This window comes from Peribacillus simplex (genome assembly GCF_900156045.1).
Lineage (GTDB): Bacteria > Bacillota > Bacilli > Bacillales > DSM-1321 > Peribacillus > Peribacillus simplex_D.
On record NZ_FTMX01000009.1, the window covers coordinates 59,519 to 76,373 of the forward strand.

Consider the following 16,855-nt stretch of genomic DNA (forward strand, 5'->3'; position numbering starts at 1 on the left):
GAATGGAGGTTATAGAATAGATGGAAATTGCCATACAAGATTTACAATATATATGTGAACTTATATATAAAGTTCATAAAATACCTGTTTATTATGTCAATCAATTTGGTGAGATTGAATACGAATTTTCAAGTAGAGACTTACGGGATCATCCTTATTACAGCCCGTTTAAAGAGCAGATAAGTGTGTATACTTATGAAGATAATCCAAAGGATTTTCCTATATTCTTCTCTAATTCAAATTTGAACTTTTTCTTTGTCAATCTAAAAAAAACGAATCTATTTTTAGGTACCATTATTTTAGGCCCTACCCTTGAGTCAGAAATATCTGATGAAATGATTAGCAAGATTATAGATGCTTTTAAAGGAAACCTTAATAAAAGGAAACTCATTGAATACTATCATTCCATTCCCATTATTGATAGTCAACAATTCCTAACGATTAGTCTATTAGTTTATTATTTGATGTACCATAAAAAGCTTGATAAAACGATGGTCATCCAAAACAATGAAGTGTTGACCCTTGATATGATTGAATTAGAGAATCCGGATCTTGAGCTTTCAAAAGGGAGAAGGAATTTCATTTTTCATTCCAATCTTTCATATGAACGGGTTTTGCTTGATTATGTAAAAAACGGACGTATAGATAAATTAAAGGATATCTTCGATTACTCTATTGTTGGTGAGGCGGAATTAGGATTATTGTCGAAACGAAATCGCCTAAGAAGTGAAAAGAATTTAATGATAACTGGAATTGCTCTCGTTTGCAGAGCGGCCATTGAAGGTGGATTAAATGATGAAACGGCCTTTACCTTAAGCGATTTCTATATTCAACAGCTCGAGGAATTAGGAAGCTTAAAAGTAATATTGAAATTAACAGAAGAAGCTATAATGGATTTTACCAATCGTGTGCACCAATTAAATGAAGAAAAATATTCTGCCACAATTACAGCCTGTCAACATTATATTTATGACCATCTTTATGACGATATCACACTTGACCACCTTGCAAAAATGTGTCATCTAAGCCCAAATTACTTATCATCACTTTTTAAAAAAGAGGTCGGTAAACCAATAAGTGAATATATTCAACGGCAACGAGTTGACGAAGCAAAAAAGCTCTTACTTTTAACAAATTATTCGATTTCAGACATCGGCACATGGCTAAATTTCAACGACCAAAGTTATTTTATAAAAATCTTTAAAAAATACACAGGTTTAACCCCCAAGCAGTTTAAAAATGATCATTTTTCCGATCATAAATCGACATAATTATCCATCAATGAAAATTTGAGCAACAGATCAAAAATGGATACCAGCATTCTTAACACATTTTCATTTAATTTCTAGTGGTAATAATGGATCTTTTGCTCATTCAGTCATTGAACCGTCATAGACAGCTACATTATTTTAATGCTATGTGAAATTATTAAAAAATGATGGGCCGCTTGATCCAAATAAGAAAGTCATCACGTATTGTGGCATTGCAATGCAAAAAGACACAGACCGGAGAAAGCCGGGAAGACGAAATCGAAGAAACAATTAACAGCATTATAGATAAGAACTATAGCCAAACGACTGTTAGTGATATAGAAGTTAACGAAAACTTAGGTCTAAATGATGGGAGTTATATAGTTTTACCATATTTGAAATTTGATGCTATGAACAACGAAAAGAGGACTAAGAACTTACTTGAGATGTATAGTGAGGATTTAGCAGCCAATCTTGCCAAAGAGGACAATATCAGTGAGGTGACGATTTTCTGGGAAGCACCTTATCATTTAGAAGGTCAAAATATAGCGAAATTCACTTATACAAGGAAAGATGAGAATATGATCATTGGTGAAAGCTGTTATGATCCTTCTCTGAGGTAGGTAAGAATGAACATAAATATCAAGGTGTACTTACATTCAAAAGGAACGAAGTTTTTACAAAGTGGAAGCTTCTCTGTTCTAAATTCAGACTTTAAAAAGGACCCAGACTGGACTGCAGCCATTGCTGCATACGAGTGGATTCAACAGATTAAAAACAAGTTTGCTGTCAGTGATGATTTTAGAATAGATGGGGTAATCTATAACGAGGGTATTGATATTACGGAGTTAGTTAAGAAGGTTAAGCCATATAAATAACCCCTTACACTTTTGGTAAGGGGCATACAATAGTGCTTTTAACAGTAGGTTATTAATACTATACCACGAAAAGGTTCCTTTTATTCACACGGTTCTTTATTTAGCATAACTCAAATAAAAAAGCCCCTATTCAATAGGAGATGGGCTTTTTTTAATCCTCTACAATCACATCAATAATCTCATTAAACTGAATATACTCAAAGGAACTATCATTCTTCTGAATTCGTAAATCTTTCGTGACAGGATGAATGTACACACATAACCATGCAATTCTTGTGGATTTCCCTCGTTAAGTAAGCTAAATCTTATCGGTAAATGATATTCCATTGCATAATGAATATTGTTTTCAATCTCTTCAACCTGGTATTCATCAAGGATAGGTTTTTTATTTAGAAAATAATCGACCTCACCAATTTTATTATTTAAAGCTTTATGTTCTGGCATAATTAATGCTGCTTGCCATTTAACGAGCCCTCTATCACGAATTGTACTCATCAGAAAGATTCCTCCTTTACATCTATTATATACGAACGAACGTTCTTATAAAAGATAAAAAAATTCCTTTTCCATATAAGTTCGGGCTAGAGAAATGTTGATTTTTTACAAATAAAAGAGACCACTTAGTGTAGTCTTCCTTTATGCCCTATGAAACTAACGCACCCATTACTGCAATAAATCCCCCCTCTAAAATAATAAGACAGTTTCATTTATGGTAAGAAACAGTAATCAAACTATTCAAATGTTAACTATTGCTTTCATCGTCGTGATAATGGTTGTGATGTTGATAAGTATCACTTCATTCATCACTGCTTTCGTCGTGATAATGGTTGTGATGTTGATGAGTATCACAACATTCATCACTGCTTCCGTCTTGGTCATCGTTGTTGCACTTACATAATACACAAAAGCTTGCATCTAAAGTAATTTCTCCACTGCAACCATCTGCACCATTACCACCGCATTGAATCGAAATTCTACTTATATTACCAAATGTAACTACTCTATCAGCGAATACTCCATTATTTCCAGCAACTACATTTTGCATAATTTGCCCAGTTCCTACAAAAAAACTCATAACCAATGTACAGGGTCGCTCAGCCTCATCTAATGAGACAGTAACAGTGACAGTTGGTAAACAATCTAAATTTAAAGCTTGATATATGGTAACCTCTGGACTATCGCAATCAAGTGTAAAACGAACCTTTGATCTTACATGTGCGGGACTACAGCAATTACATTTACAATTTTTCAATATCCTTCACCTCATTTAATAATGATTCAATATTAGTAAATGCATAACGAATTTATATTGATAGGGACAATTTATGGATATTAATCGTACATTTTTTCCAAGTATTCTTTTTTCACTAACCTGCCCCTTTAGTTCATTTGGAAATTCAACAACACCTTTAAGAGAGCTTCACAAAAAAAGCCCTACTCAATACGAGTAAGGGCTTTTATTAATCCTCAACGATTACACTAATGATATCTAATCTTGAAGAATTCGTTAATATTCTTGAGCTAGCCCATTTATGGCTTCAACAAAAAAAGCCCCTACACAGTACGAGTAAGGGCTATTGATTATGCTGCAAACAATTTAGTGAAAGTTGCTTTACCTGCCTTCTTATCTACAGTTATCCTTTTAGGGTAAAACCTTTGGAATTGGCGATTCCAAAGGTTTTTTTAGTGTTTTCTTTTCAGTAACGAGTTTATTAAACTTTATATTTTTAATCAACATTTTTGTGAGAATCTCAAACAACTCTTGCTACATAAGAATAAATTAGTATTTACTATTTATGGATGAAGATTATTATATATATTCTAATGAGGTTTATTTTAAAATAAATAAAATAAAATTAAATCTATAATATTTTTCCCGATAATAGCTCGGGTACTTTCAACATTTTGATATAACCCCAATCTAAGAAATAAATGGGAAATCAGCTCTTTAAAATCAATTTTTTTCAGTCATCTAATATGTCAATATCCTTTCATCTTAATGGTCAATAATGATTTCCCCCCTTTTAATATCCATTTATTGTTGTGCACCTTTTCCAGCTGCAAGCTAGGTTTTCGATCTGGTAGAAGATAATAGGCCTTATTCTAACCCTACTTTCTTAACCGCGAGCACAAAGGATGAACAATTAAAGCCTCCTATGGCTATAGGACTCATATTTCTATCTTCCAAAACATATAGTTTCTTACATAATCATTGGATCCATGTGTTGTAGCTTCCAAATCGGTAGAGGACCCCAAAAATGAATCAAGTTAGTGGATCCACCTACTTATCAATCTTTTCAATTAATGCATCTGCTTCATTGTTCACCTACGAAAAGGTTGAGATAGCAAGTCTTCGACAAGAACGCTAGAATGTGTTCAACATCCAAATACCCGCAATACTAGCGTTCCATACCCTTTTGTCTTTTCCTCTTGTTTTTATTCTTCTGTTCAAGTTCATCTTCTCTCCATTTTCGATCAGCTTCATGGATTGCACTCTCAAGAATAGAAAAGAAACCAGAAGCATCAAAAGACAAAAAACTGGAATTATGATTCGATTTCGGACCGATAGTGGCGGAACGCTCAAGTTGGGAGTCCTCTTCTTTACCAACGTGCTGGACATTAAATGCACTTTGAAGTTGATTCATTCGTTCTTGGCCAATTTCATCAGAATATCGCATGCACTCATAATAGAACATATGTTTATAAGATTGATTATCTGTTTGGAATTCTGGATACTTCTTATTTAAGAGCTCAATAGATTGATTTCGTTTATATGAATCATTATGACTGTTACTAATTTGATAAAAAGAGGAAATAATTTCGATTTGTTCATCTTTAGAGTATTTTCTTGGTGGGTTTGAAAAATCCTCAGGCGTAATGTTTTTCCCATAGTACTCTTCTGCCATGACAAAGAATTCCTTTTGTTCAATCGATAAATAATTACGTCCATCCCAATTGGGATACATAGCTTGAAGTCGGTGGTCATAAAGCAGTCCCAACAGGTCCAATGATTTGTTCAAATCCTCTTTTTGTTTTAATAAAAACTGCATTTTATGTAACCCTTTTTCAGAAGCATTTTTGATGGTTGATTCATCAGCAAAATTAACCCCATTTTTCAAACGCAAATTCTCGAACTGCTTTTCTGCACGGTTTATTTCTTTTTGTATGGAAAGAACAAACTGTGGTCTATTATTCAGTAAGACATACAAGTCCTATTCGATTTGTTTTTTCTCTAAATCAAGTATGACTTTTTCAATTTCATGGCTACTTAACCTTTTATTCTGCGTGACCGTCGTTTCAACCACTCCAATTTTTTGTTCTTTAGATAGATCCTCAATATTAAAATTCGGATAATACTTTTCTAAAAACCTACAAGCCTCTTTTTCTAAAATATTTTCAGCTTGATCTAACATGTCCGTTTCTCTTTCAATCCGGTTCATTTTTTTAAATGTATCAACGGAATCCTGACTAAACTCCAGTCTCGCATGCCATTTGTCTAACTGGCTCCTTCTGGTGTTAATGTTTTCAAAATTGACAAAAAGTCCTAGGGATTTCGCTGACTCACGCAGTTGTTTTTTCTCTAAAGGAGTGAAGCGGCGAATAAACCTCTCTGTTCTTTCTTTTATCTGTTTATCTTTCTTCACTTCTGACAGTTCGATGATGATTTTGTTGTACTCTTTACGCTCCATATTTATCCGAATTCTTTCCGATTCTTTTCCTTCATTCTGCAGCTGCCTTGCAACAACTCCTTCATGGATGGTCGGGAGTGTTTCAAGCCCTTGATCCTTATTCGATAAATGTGTGATCCTTTCAGGAAAACCATTTTTCTCAAAGTATCGATTTGCATAAGTCGCCCACTGCTCTCTCCAGTAAACAAGCTTTTCTTTGGTATTCCAATCCGTTGTATGTATGGCTTTTATTTGTTGTTTTCCATTAATGACTTCTTTAACCTTCACTTGTTTATTTCCCCATGTCCCCTCTTCATTAAAAGGCCGAATGGTTAACATGACATGAAAGTGTGGATTTTCTTCATCATCCCTATGGATCGCTAAATCTGCAACCATGCCATCCTTCACAAAAACATCATTGCAAAATTCAATGGCTAATTGTTCTTGCTCCTCATGAGATAGTTCCTTTGGTAAGGCTACATTTATTTCACGGGCCAATTGAGCATTCCATTGTCTTTCTACTCTCTCCACTTCATTCCACAATTGTTGGCGATCATATACCCATTTAGGTGCATGACTAGGAGCAAGAATATGAGTAATCGGTTCCACTTGTCTTTTATAAAACTTGGACTCATTGGTTCTTTCATCCACTAATTTCTCACCGGAACGATATGCAGCTGCAGCAATGGCATTTTGTTGCTTTTTTCTTGAGATAATCTGATTGGAGAAATGATAGATGGCCACGGTTCATGCACCTCACTTTCTTTTCCTAACATGAGCGAAGCGAATTTTTCAGACGCTTCACGAAATTGCTTTCTCCGAAGGAGAAGCCAAAGCACAATATCACGATAGTGGTATATAAGTGCGCCCTTAATCTTATCTTCGGGATCATTCTATCACTTTCCATATTCTAGGACAAGTGTTACAATTAGGAAAAATATCCATAAGGGGTGCTCGTGTTGGTAAAACAGAATACGAAAGAACAAATTTTAGGTATTGAAGAGCAAATCAAAAGATTGAAGGAAAAACAGAAAAGGATATTGAACAACACTCATAGGGAGATTGGGAAATATCTAATGGATTCATGGGAAGTGGAAGATGTGAAGGAAGCAAAGGAATTAATTGATTCATTTAATCATCAAGTGAAATCATTAAGTGAAGCCTCTTCTTCAAAAGAGGAGGATGAGGAAGAGAAGACTCTTTCACAAAATCCACAAAAGGGTAGTTCATATGCTTAATGAAGAATTACAAAAAATGAAGAACAGAATAAAGGTCCTGGAGCAAAAAAAGAGGGTTTTAGAACATAAAGTTTCAAACGAAGCCAGAAAAGAACGAACGCGCAGACTGATTCAAAAAGGAGCCCTTTTGGAAAAGTACTTAGAAGAAGAAAGTATGTCCCTCAAGGACACTGAAAACTTACTAAAAGTATTAGCTAATTTTAAAAATAAAAATAAAGAATATGTAATTCGACAATTAAAAAGTTTGGATGATGAAGAAGTCCATGAAAAATTATAAGATAAAGCCATTCTTGAACGCCCCATACATTAACCACACATGAACAGTTTCACCATTTTCTTCCTTTCAATTTTCATGATAGAGGTATCATTTTTTTATCCTTTTAGTTTTTTTACACTTAGTATGAATTATTTAGTTCTTATCATTAATGGTATTATTACGTCTTTAAAATAATTTATTATCATGAATGAACAAATCAAAATTAGATCAAGTAAACTGAACATGATAATAGATTGTTTCGCTTCAAAAAAAAGGCAAACACATATTAGCCATGACTAATATGTGTTTGCCTTTTTACATCGATTTTAGGAAGACAAAGAACGTTCTATGGTACCGATAACCCAGAATGTGACTAAATGAAGCAGTTTTAGAGTTAACCTTACAGGTAGTCGTTATCAACCGATATTAATGGCGTGGCAAACGCACTTTGTTTTTTTAGGGGATCTATTCTGGCTATGCAAAATCTTGAATTGACTGTAGCTTACTCTGCTTCGGGTAGGACATGCCCCCTCTTACCTTCTTAATCTAACAGCGTTGCAGTAAAACAAACAGACACATATTCATTCTTTTTTAACTATCCCTATTCATTGGAAGTTCCATGGATTCAACTAATAAAATGAACTGAACTAAATTAAACCACACCAAACTAATCTAAACTAGATTAGACTAGTTTGATTCTATAAAAAACCAGACCAGACTAATCTAGGTTAATTATTCCTTGATCAATCTCAGAATTTTTTCGCTAAGCCATATTTGACCAAATGGCATTTTAACCAGCAGACGTCCATATACTATTTAAAAAGGAGGAAGGAAAATGGTGTATAGACCTACCGTAAGATACCCGGACGTTTATAAGAATTATATAGAGAATGTGTTTAAAGCGACCGATCTGGATCGTAATCAAATCATTCGTTTGGCCTTATTTGTTGCCGCACATTCAAACGAGTATAAAAGTATCCTTCAAAAATATAAAATTGCTGACGTCCCTCTCCCCTGCCCGGATTGGGGGCGGGATGAAGATGGTTGCTGGACAGATCAAAACTATATTACAAAACAGAATCATGCCCCATACAAACTCACTGAACAGGGTGGAATCAAGATTATTTTAGGCTAATTATTTCTTTTTAGATTCATTTGTGCTCTTTACGTAATGTAGCGTGGATGCCTTATTGGCGAGCTTTTCAGCCAGTTCTTTTGAAATATCTTTACCCATTTCGTATCACCTCACTTAAAAAAAGCCTTGCCACATTCCCTAGTAAATATACCTCCCTCCACTCTTGGCAGAGCGCAACGATGTAACCAACTGACCAACCAACCCAAAGAAAAAGACGATTCTGAAAGGGGAAAACCAAATGGGAAAGGTTAAACATTTGAATCCGGTTCTCTCTTCTTCTAATAAAAAAACGATTGAACCACAAAAAAAAAGAAAAGTTCGTTCGGATAAGCTTCATGACATTAAAATCCCCGTGGACGAACCCATGGACATGATTTTAAGAAGGGAATCCCGCCGATACTGGAATGGCTCCAAAACAGCCCTTGGGACGGAGATACTGTTGTTTGGCCTGGAACAGGTGCTCGTATACCCTGACGTCACCTATACAGACCAGCCTTACACGGTTCATTGCAAAGTAGATCACGAAACGTATCAAAGGATAGGGGATTATGCGGCCGGTTGGAAATGCAGCGTTCGAAAAGCAGCACATCGGATATTTATAGAAGCATACAAAAAAAGGCAACTAGGGGGAGTAACCGATGGGGAAATATAGCCAAGCCAATCTTATAGATGAAGAATTATCTTTAATCGGATCAACAAACTTTATCGGAAAGCTACTCCACAGAGTAAATAAATCATCAACCATCTTACTGAGTATAGACGTCCCCTTGAATTTATTTTTACGAGCAGAAGTTTTCTGTGAAGATATTCAAGACCTATCAGACCTGCATTTCGAACAAAACGATTTGATGAATCTTTTATATAATGACTTTTTGCTGTTTGCGAAAAAGAATCCAGACTCAAACGCCATATTCCGATTGCTCACCTCATTGGATCGGTATGCTGGTAAAGATTCAAGACTTGAAAAGTATGGGGAATCTGCTTTTAAATTAATCCATAAAGAAAAGAACCAAGAAATAAAAACGTTGAATTTACGCATGAGAAGGAAATACGCCTTACGCGGAGAGATTTTGCTTGCCGATATGGAGGAAGTTCAGCCAGAACATGGCTACACTCTAGAAAAGGTATTTGAGCTTCTTTATATAGACTTTATTGATAAATTTCGAAAAGGTGATCATGCGGGTGTCATTGAAAATATCCTGCGCCTGCTTGATGATGAAACCGAATAGCATATACGAAAGGCCAGGGAAAACTTTTGAAGGGAACGTCCATTAATCTCAGTCTAAATTTCAAAATATGAACCTATGCATTTTGGTGTTCTGCACTAGCCCCCTTCGTTATCCAATAACATCCCTTGTTCTTATCACAGTTTGTTGCTGATATGTAACATTAACCTTTTACGGGAATAGTATATTTCCAGCAAGGAAACTTAGTCACCCATAGCACTTCACCAGTGGTCCTTGCTCTCTGCTTCAATCACAAAAAATTGAATGTCCTCAATCTTTTTTGCTTGTTCAATAAACGATATACGTTCTTTTGTTTCTTGTTTAAAGCATTTACAATCATCCCTTGGAACTCACATTTCACCCATTCGGATGCCTTTTACTCCACATGCAAAATCACAGATGCTTCATACACCCTGCAAGATCTATTGTCAGTAAACTAAGATGATGATGCTCCTCATGATAGGGTAAGAAAACCTTCAAAAAAAATAAGCATCGTTTAGATGCTTATTTTGCATTTAACCACTCTTTCATCTTTTCTAAACTGACTGTATATGGACGTTTAATTAGATTCCTTTCATACCTGGACAAGGTACTATGTGAGATCCCCATTTCCTTAGCCGCCTCAAAAATGCTTAATCCCCGATCCGTTCTTTCCTTATTTATCGTTTCGGGGGACACTTGCTTTTCTTCAACCATCTCCTTGGTTGCACCAGTTTCCCTGTCCGTCATCCCTTTCAACATAGTTAGAAAATTCTCTGTGTCATAGTCCTGATCCTCGATCAATAATAAGTCCTGGTCATCTCCCATTCCCGTGATTTCAGTAGGTGGGATGATTTGGACACGTGCCCTCAACCAAGTATTTGCGAACCAATTTCTCTCCTGCTCAATTTGTTTCTCCAGGTTTTTTTCCTTATAGCTCCACCCTTTAATGATTCCATCCTGCTGCAGGGTGTCCAATATTTCCTCAAATTGTTCTCTAATCCTTGAACCGTATCGCGGATTCACGTCCAAATCCATGACTTTTAAAAGCCCTTTGTCTCCCCCAATATGATAAGCCCTGAGATAATCTGCACTCTTCTGGCGAATCCTCCACTGCCAGGACAGGTACCTGGATAACCGTTTATGGTACTTTTGCTTAATTGGATGATATTCTAGCGTCTTTAATGCAAGCAGCCCACTGCTCCTTTGGGAACCGTATAAGAAATTTGCGAGCATTTCCCCTGGACGAATGCTGCATTCATAAATACCGATCGGGTTATCCCCCCGATAGGCTACCGTCACGCTATCCACCAAAAACAAGGGATTAAACTGGACTTGTCCAATTTCTTCAAAATCTCCCTGGTCCTCATTTATGAACCTCAAATTCTCTTTTTCAATTCTTATCCATATCGTGGTGAGAGCGGCCAACCTTTTCATGATATCATCACGTTCTTTTTTTCGATAAGACATTTGATAGCCGTCTAAATCTTCTTTCCGACCTTGCAATCTCCTTAGATTCAAAGCATCATCCGTATGAAAATGGATCATTTGGTCCTTATGAGTAGCCTGTTGCATCCAAAGAATCGAGACAATATCAAAAATATCTGCGGTTAAGTCATCCATCGACGTGATGGCTTGAGAGGTGAGGTTTTTCCATTGTTCGATGGCTACATTGGATTTCATCATCAGATAATCATTTTCTGCCCTCACTTGAGCCGTCGCTTCTAAAGCCCTCTCCGCAATTCTCGCAGTAGGAATATCCGTCTCAATGTCGAATTCATTTTTACTGATGGTCTCCCTTAATTTATGAAATAATAAGGCCGAACCGGACTCGGCAAAATTTTGATTCAACAAGGCATTTATCACTTCCCTGTTGTTTGACTTGGGGGAATGTGCTGAATTCTCTTCTCCTATAATCTGTATGTATGGAAGGACAAAATCTCTAATTTCTTCTATGTAATCATCAACCCATTGTTCCATTTCCTCGAACTTCAACCCATAATTTTTCACCAAGCTATCCAAAATCACAAAAAATGCTTTTAATGTTTGGCTAGGCTGGTAATCATCTTGACCGGACATAAGATGGTTGATATCCATATTCCATTCGACAAAGAGTTGAGGAAAATCCGGGAAAATCGTTTTCATGACATTCAAAAATTTCGTTTGCAGGGGTTGTAACATTATTCTTTAATCCACCCTTCTTTTGTCGACTCTATGTCCTCAAATGAGTACTGTTGGATGTAATCTTGAAAAACAACGGTTTCCAAAATACCCAAATCGTGCAGAAAGCTAACGGACTCAAAAGAAAGGAACTGAACGATCGGATTTTTTTCTAAGATGGCATTTTTCAACTGTTGAATGTCCTTTTCCTGATAAAGGATAAAATTTCCCATCTGTTCTTTAATGTCCATAGGGGAATAGATTGTATCTTTGAAAGGTTGATTACGCATACATTCATAGACCGTCTCATCTTTTATATAATAAGTCCTGACACCAAATTCTTTTCCGTCTTTAAAAAATTCGATTTGTTTTCGAAACCATATGGGACCACTGTATAAATGGACCACTGGTTTAGGAAGCACGCCACGCAGCTGATAGGTGGAGACCTTTCTCCGATCCCATCCGAGAATTTCCCCCACCTCTTTAACTCCTACTAAAAAAGCCATCTGTGTTCCCCTTCTAATCTTGTAATATGGTAATTATGAGTGAGCATTGTTGCTTTTGTCAACACACGGTTTAAACGTGCAACTTTTTTTATTTTGACGTTTGCTTTCACAATGTGCACAAAACACTTCTTCTCTGCTCACTTGCAATATTTCCCCTTTAAACTTGCGAAGCGCATCTGTTCACCAAAGTGGATGCTTTTACCCATTTGAAGCAGAACGAAAAACACGCATAAACAATGGTTCCTGTGCAAGTTGGGCACTTAGTTTTAAAATTGCGCTAGCGTCCGTAAGGATCAAGTTTGGTGCCCGTTATCTATTGGCTGCCTTCTAGGCTTCCTGCCGGAAAGGCTCTGAGAAGGTTAGGTTTGCGATGCTTCACCATTCGGAATGCAACTGATAAAAATAAATATAAAAAGCAGCCGATTGGACACTCTTAATAAAAATTGCAACTTATCTTCCCTTTGACGTTTCCTCTCACAATGTGCACAATCCTGTTTATAGAACTTCTATTAAAATATAGGTTCTTTAACTAAAGCCTTGCATAAGGAATCTCCATCTGGTCAAATAAAAGGGAATTGACGTTTCCTTTCACACGTTATTGTGCAAGTTTTACGATTTTAGTTCAATTATAAATGACTTTTTTCATTAGATTGTGGATATACCAGTGATTCCCTCCTCCCTAAATGATTAGAGAATGACGTTTCCTTTCACAATATGCACAGCATTATATGAGATTGCAACTTTTCCTTCATTGGACGTTTGCTCTCACAATGTGCACAATGATAAGGGGATGCAAGTTTATCTTCCATTAACAACCTCCATAAACTCGGCTCTTTCTTGCATCTCTCACTCAGCCATAATAAGCTGTGCAACTTTTTCTGTTTTGACGTTTCCTTTCACAATGTGCACAATTCCCCTTTTTTGCACGGAGATTTTTCCAAACATTTTCATCAACCAACCTTTTATACCCCTAAATCACCAACAAAATTTCAGAAAAAAAGAAGATCCCACACAAAATAGTGCCTGAATTTATCTCTTTTTGTTCTAAAATGAAGAAAAATGACGTTTGCTCTCACACAAACTTGCACACATTTCTGTGCAAGTTTTTTTATTCTGGTCCATTTTTGGATGGTCTATTTCATGAAAACATTGATATATCAGTGTTTCTCCTAATGTGCTTATCTATCCATTCATGACGTTTCCTTTCACAACATGCACAAATGATGTGAAAAAATGACGTTTCCTTTCACACAAAAATTTTTAGAGTTTTTTTCAACCCCTTGCCCCCCAAGGGATGAGCACATGTTGTGCAACTTTGAAATTCCCTTAATAAAGGACAGCATTTCCTGTTTTTCCATTCTGCTATAATTCAAACTAGAAAAATAGACGAGAGGAGGGCCTAAAATGAAAGAATCCAGAATAAGAATTGATGGTTTTAAAATGCATCACGCCATCTTAAAAGAATTCCATTTTCTTCGTGATCAGTCATTTGAGCGCCCTCCTGCCTCTGCCTATGTCGTATATATGACCATGTTAAACCAATTACAGGTAGAACAGAACCAACGAGGCATGCTTAAGGAATATAATCTTTCTTACTGGGCAAAGAAACTTGGAATCTCTTATTCTACCCTTTGGGGAGGAAGAAAGTTTTTAGAAGATCATCATTTTGTAAAAGAGGAAATCCACGAAGGGTTACCTGTTATCAGGTTAAAAGATGTTGATAAGTATAATACACCTGAACTTAATGGGGTATCTCTCAACTACCTAATCATACCGCACGCCCTTTTTGAAACGAATATTTTAGCAGAATTCGTACGTACCTCGAACCCGGAAGGGATCGAACTTCTCTTATCCTTACTTAACCAGTTCCGGACTGGTCTGTCTTTCAGCAAGACAGGTGAAATGGAGAAAATAAAACAAGAACGGACAATGAAGACACTTAAACTTCAACTAAACAAAAATGCAAAAGGGGTTCGTAAAACTTTAAGCGTTTTAGAAGCTCTTTTTTCCATCGAATTCACAGGGATAGAGATTCGTGGCAAGCAAATATGGATAAAAAAAGCCACCTTTTCCTTGAAGCCGGAATGTGTGGAGGAAAACACGGATGAATTCAATGTCAACTCACTCATGGCGAAACTATCAAAAGAGCTCACCTACTTCTTTGATGGACATCAAATTAAATTTAAACCAAGAGACCAAATCGATGTCATGATTTCCTTTAAGCAGGAAGTAATGAATAAACTGAACTACCTTATGGATGAGGACGATGAAAGCTTCACCATACGTGATCGATTCACGAAAACCTTCTTTTTACAAACAATGGATCAGATAGGAATTCATATACATACAGAAAAACAACGAAAAGGTTCCTTCCATTTCTACTCGATTGGTGCCTTTTTCAGAATGGCCTTTAGAAAGTATCTTCCTGGTGCCTTAAAAAAGATTCCCTATGAATTAATCCATGAAGCCAAAATCAGAGAGTACACTAAAACCGGCCAAACACCAGAGCTACACGGTGTAATTTAATAACTTAACCCAGCCTTGTGAAAAAATAAGACATTCACAGGGCTATTCGAATAGACGCAAAAAATATATTGACCCATTCCCTTCAAACAAAAGTCTTTCCTTCCCTCTTCTGTCACGAATTCTGGCAGAATTTTCGAGAAGGATTATTTTTTTACACTTAATAGATTCCGAATGTAGCCTTGTGAAATAGTGGATATTAAAAATACTCTCCTGTGAATATGTAAATAGTTAAAAAAAAGCCCTGTGTATATGTGACTTCATTTACATTCGATATGTGGGAAAGTGGAAACTCTGTTAAAACAACACTTAGAAATGGCTAGAACCCTTGTCCCTCAAGGGATATACCTAACAATAGAAAAATGCCTATTACTTCTGTTTCTTTTATTAAATCTGTTTTCTCTTATTAAATATGCCTTTTTATTAAATTTGTTTATTTACGAAATAAATCACTTCAAAAAGAATTTAAAATAATAGATTAGTAAGAATCATTTACTTCCTGTAAAACAATGAGCCTTTCAATCATTAAAAAAACAATCAGCCACATTAGATAAATTAAAGTTCATTTATTATAAGTTTTATACAATCAACAGAAGAACCATCCAATCAGTTGGGGCAAACTTAAACGACCACTATGAAAAATTCAGCATTAGTGAAAGGAGCAGCATTCTATAAAGCTTTTCACTAAATCAATTTTCACCCAAAATTTTGCAAGCCATACCTTAAAAATGAAAAGATTTTGTAAAAAAAGACCACCCAAGCCGGTGGTCTAACTTCTATCTAATTCTTGCATTCAATCTACTTAACTAAGGGGTAAGGACCTTAGTTCCCTTTTCCCCTGCTACAGAGCTTAGAGAGCCCTTAGAGAAGACATGGACATCATTGTTCTTCATAAAGCAAAAGAATACATTTATTCCTCATTTGAATCTACAAAAAGAAATGTTAATACCCATCTTCCAGCAAGCGTCCTACGTTTAAAAGATAACATAGACTAAAAATAAATAAGATTTATTAATCCTCCATCGTTTGTTCCAGTACTTCCCTTTCATTTGTTAGAAGTGCTGTTTCGGATTTTAATCTTTTTTCTAAAGCAAGTGATTCTTCTTCCATCTGACTGATCTTCTGCCTTATCGTATCTATTTCTTCAATGTATTCCACTTCTATATGGTCAGCTTTTATATCCCTTTCATCCACTAGTATGTCCGATTCTATATTGAGAGTATCTTCTGTACTCTTTTTTGAAAAGAAAGAGAAAAAACCAGTATTTTTCTTTTGCTCCAAACTTTTTCGTAACACAATAGCTGCTTGTCTATCCATTTTTCGATTTAACCGATGATTCTTAATCTTTTCTTCTAAAACTTCAATTTGTCTTTGTCTATCAGCTATTCCGGTTCTCCTTCTCAGCAGCTCCACTTCAATTAGATTGATTGTGTTTTGTAGCGTGAAGGTTCTCATCATGACATTCTGCCTTCTATCAAATTCCGAGAATAATTGATCTAAGGTATCCTCATTATATTTACTCCCTTTTGCTTTTCCACTATTTTGTTGAGGAATCGATTTTAGCGATAACTTAACTTGAATATCAGAAATCGTTTCTCCCCTCTCAATGGACAATAAAGTCATATGGAGTTTAAAAACAGTAAGAAATGGCAATCGCTTCTTTCTACCTTCTACATAAATCTCTAAGTATCCCTCTAGCATTCTAACGTAATACCTTAACGTCGAATTAGCGATATTAAAGATTTTATCGGAACAATCGGTGGTTGAATACATGGCATTCGGATCCAACTCTAGAATATCCTTTTTAAAAAGTTTGGCACTGTATTCCTTATCAAGCACCAATGAAGTGAATAAAGCATCATCACGAAGTGCTTCTGTAATGAAGTCCTTGTTTGCTTGGACTCTGTTTGTCACGATAACCCTCCTCTTAACGCTAGTTTAACTATAGCTTATTATATTTCCCTATCGCTAAGCGTCAATTTATCTTTATCTATAGTTTACCTACTAGATAAAGACTAATCAACTAGGTTTGTTTG

The 16,855-nt window shown here is 35.9% G+C and carries 16 protein-coding genes and 1 pseudogene; 9 read left to right on the forward strand and 8 right to left on the reverse strand.

Annotation, left to right across the window (positions count from 1 at the left end):
• Positions 1-20 precede the first annotated feature (20 nt).
• The 3 genes from BW986_RS24445 to BW986_RS24455 all read left to right on the forward strand — a co-directional run bounded on the left by BW986_RS24445 (position 21) and on the right by BW986_RS24455 (position 2,128).
• Entirely contained in the window at positions 21-1,271 is a 1,251-nt protein-coding gene (locus BW986_RS24445; protein WP_076371707.1) for a helix-turn-helix domain-containing protein, read from the forward strand.
• 176 nt (positions 1,272-1,447) lie between these two features.
• The gene (locus BW986_RS24450; RefSeq protein WP_142244727.1) at positions 1,448-1,873 is read left to right on the forward strand and encodes a hypothetical protein; all 426 of its coding nucleotides are present in this window, start codon (positions 1,448-1,450) and stop codon (positions 1,871-1,873) included.
• A gap of 6 nt (positions 1,874-1,879) precedes the next feature.
• Positions 1,880-2,128: a hypothetical protein gene (locus tag BW986_RS24455; RefSeq protein WP_076371711.1), complete on the forward strand. Its 249-nt coding sequence runs from the start codon at positions 1,880-1,882 to the stop codon at positions 2,126-2,128.
• A gap of 165 nt (positions 2,129-2,293) precedes the next feature.
• Here the strand turns inward: BW986_RS24455 and BW986_RS24460 are convergent, their stop codons facing one another.
• From BW986_RS24460 to mobQ, 5 genes and pseudogenes are all read right to left on the reverse strand, one after another.
• Entirely contained in the window at positions 2,294-2,623 is a 330-nt protein-coding gene (locus BW986_RS24460; RefSeq protein ID WP_081395774.1) for a YolD-like family protein, read from the reverse strand.
• 240 nt (positions 2,624-2,863) lie between these two features.
• Positions 2,864-3,043, reverse strand: a complete 180-nt coding sequence (locus tag BW986_RS24465) for a hypothetical protein (RefSeq protein ID WP_076371713.1) — start codon at positions 3,041-3,043, stop codon at positions 2,864-2,866.
• 58 nt (positions 3,044-3,101) lie between these two features.
• Positions 3,102-3,380, reverse strand: a pseudogene (locus tag BW986_RS31325) (hypothetical protein); the annotation flags it as partial.
• A gap of 1,147 nt (positions 3,381-4,527) precedes the next feature.
• A complete protein-coding gene (locus BW986_RS24470; protein WP_142244728.1) occupies positions 4,528-5,253 on the reverse strand; it encodes a hypothetical protein in 726 nt (241 codons plus the stop codon).
• 87 nt (positions 5,254-5,340) lie between these two features.
• Positions 5,341-6,540 carry a MobQ family relaxase gene (mobQ, locus tag BW986_RS24475; protein WP_076371717.1) on the reverse strand — a complete coding sequence of 400 codons (1,200 nt, stop codon included), beginning with the start codon at positions 6,538-6,540 and terminating at the stop codon, positions 5,341-5,343.
• A 215-nt stretch (positions 6,541-6,755) separates the two neighbouring features.
• Here mobQ and BW986_RS24480 point away from each other — a divergent pair, with 215 nt between their 5' ends.
• The 5 genes from BW986_RS24480 (at position 6,756) to BW986_RS24500 (ending at position 9,654) form a co-directional block, all read left to right on the forward strand.
• Positions 6,756-7,034, forward strand: a complete 279-nt coding sequence (locus tag BW986_RS24480) for a hypothetical protein (protein WP_076371719.1) — start codon at positions 6,756-6,758, stop codon at positions 7,032-7,034.
• Positions 7,027-7,311, forward strand: coding sequence for a DUF3847 domain-containing protein (locus BW986_RS24485; RefSeq protein WP_076371721.1), 285 nt, complete (start codon positions 7,027-7,029; stop codon positions 7,309-7,311). The genes BW986_RS24480 and BW986_RS24485 overlap by 8 nt, the downstream gene beginning before the upstream one ends.
• A gap of 814 nt (positions 7,312-8,125) precedes the next feature.
• Positions 8,126-8,425 carry a hypothetical protein gene (locus BW986_RS24490; RefSeq protein ID WP_076371723.1) on the forward strand — a complete coding sequence of 100 codons (300 nt, stop codon included), beginning with the start codon at positions 8,126-8,128 and terminating at the stop codon, positions 8,423-8,425.
• 238 nt (positions 8,426-8,663) lie between these two features.
• Positions 8,664-9,077, forward strand: coding sequence for a hypothetical protein (locus BW986_RS24495; RefSeq protein WP_076371725.1), 414 nt, complete (start codon positions 8,664-8,666; stop codon positions 9,075-9,077).
• Positions 9,064-9,654, forward strand: coding sequence for a hypothetical protein (locus BW986_RS24500; RefSeq protein WP_076371727.1), 591 nt, complete (start codon positions 9,064-9,066; stop codon positions 9,652-9,654). The genes BW986_RS24495 and BW986_RS24500 overlap by 14 nt, the downstream gene beginning before the upstream one ends.
• A 501-nt stretch (positions 9,655-10,155) precedes the next feature.
• Here the strand turns inward: BW986_RS24500 and BW986_RS24505 are convergent.
• Positions 10,156-11,811 (reverse strand): helix-turn-helix domain-containing protein, encoded by a 1,656-nt coding sequence (locus BW986_RS24505; protein ID WP_076371729.1) that lies wholly within the window; start codon positions 11,809-11,811, stop codon positions 10,156-10,158.
• On the reverse strand, positions 11,811-12,296 hold the full coding sequence (locus BW986_RS24510; RefSeq protein ID WP_076371731.1) for a hypothetical protein: 486 nt from the start codon (positions 12,294-12,296) through the stop codon (positions 11,811-11,813). The genes BW986_RS24505 and BW986_RS24510 overlap by 1 nt, the downstream gene beginning before the upstream one ends.
• Positions 12,297-13,700: 1,404 nt before the next feature.
• Here BW986_RS24510 and BW986_RS24515 point away from each other — a divergent pair.
• Positions 13,701-14,822 (forward strand): hypothetical protein, encoded by a 1,122-nt coding sequence (locus tag BW986_RS24515; RefSeq protein ID WP_076371733.1) that lies wholly within the window; start codon positions 13,701-13,703, stop codon positions 14,820-14,822.
• A gap of 1,008 nt (positions 14,823-15,830) precedes the next feature.
• On the opposite strand, the gene BW986_RS24520 is transcribed toward BW986_RS24515, so the two are convergent.
• On the reverse strand, positions 15,831-16,733 hold the full coding sequence (locus BW986_RS24520; protein WP_076371734.1) for a hypothetical protein: 903 nt from the start codon (positions 16,731-16,733) through the stop codon (positions 15,831-15,833).
• Positions 16,734-16,855: the final 122 nt, after the last annotated feature.

Excerpts from the sequence above, each read along its gene's own strand:
- BW986_RS24445 (WP_076371707.1), top strand. The coding sequence starts at position 21 with ATGGAAATTGCCATACAAGATTTACAATATATATGTGAACTTATATAT.
- BW986_RS24455 (WP_076371711.1), top strand. The coding sequence starts at position 1,880 with ATGAACATAAATATCAAGGTGTACTTACATTCAAAAGGAACGAAGTTT.
- BW986_RS24460 (WP_081395774.1), bottom strand. The coding sequence starts at position 2,623 with ATGAGTACAATTCGTGATAGAGGGCTCGTTAAATGGCAAGCAGCATTA.
- BW986_RS24465 (WP_076371713.1), bottom strand. The coding sequence starts at position 3,043 with ATGCAAGCTTTTGTGTATTATGTAAGTGCAACAACGATGACCAAGACG.
- BW986_RS24485 (WP_076371721.1), top strand. The coding sequence starts at position 7,027 with ATGCTTAATGAAGAATTACAAAAAATGAAGAACAGAATAAAGGTCCTG.
- BW986_RS24490 (WP_076371723.1), top strand. The coding sequence starts at position 8,126 with ATGGTGTATAGACCTACCGTAAGATACCCGGACGTTTATAAGAATTAT.
- BW986_RS24495 (WP_076371725.1), top strand. The coding sequence starts at position 8,664 with ATGGGAAAGGTTAAACATTTGAATCCGGTTCTCTCTTCTTCTAATAAA.
- BW986_RS24500 (WP_076371727.1), top strand. The coding sequence starts at position 9,064 with ATGGGGAAATATAGCCAAGCCAATCTTATAGATGAAGAATTATCTTTA.
- BW986_RS24505 (WP_076371729.1), bottom strand. The coding sequence starts at position 11,811 with ATGTTACAACCCCTGCAAACGAAATTTTTGAATGTCATGAAAACGATT.
- BW986_RS24510 (WP_076371731.1), bottom strand. The coding sequence starts at position 12,296 with ATGGCTTTTTTAGTAGGAGTTAAAGAGGTGGGGGAAATTCTCGGATGG.
- BW986_RS24515 (WP_076371733.1), top strand. The coding sequence starts at position 13,701 with ATGAAAGAATCCAGAATAAGAATTGATGGTTTTAAAATGCATCACGCC.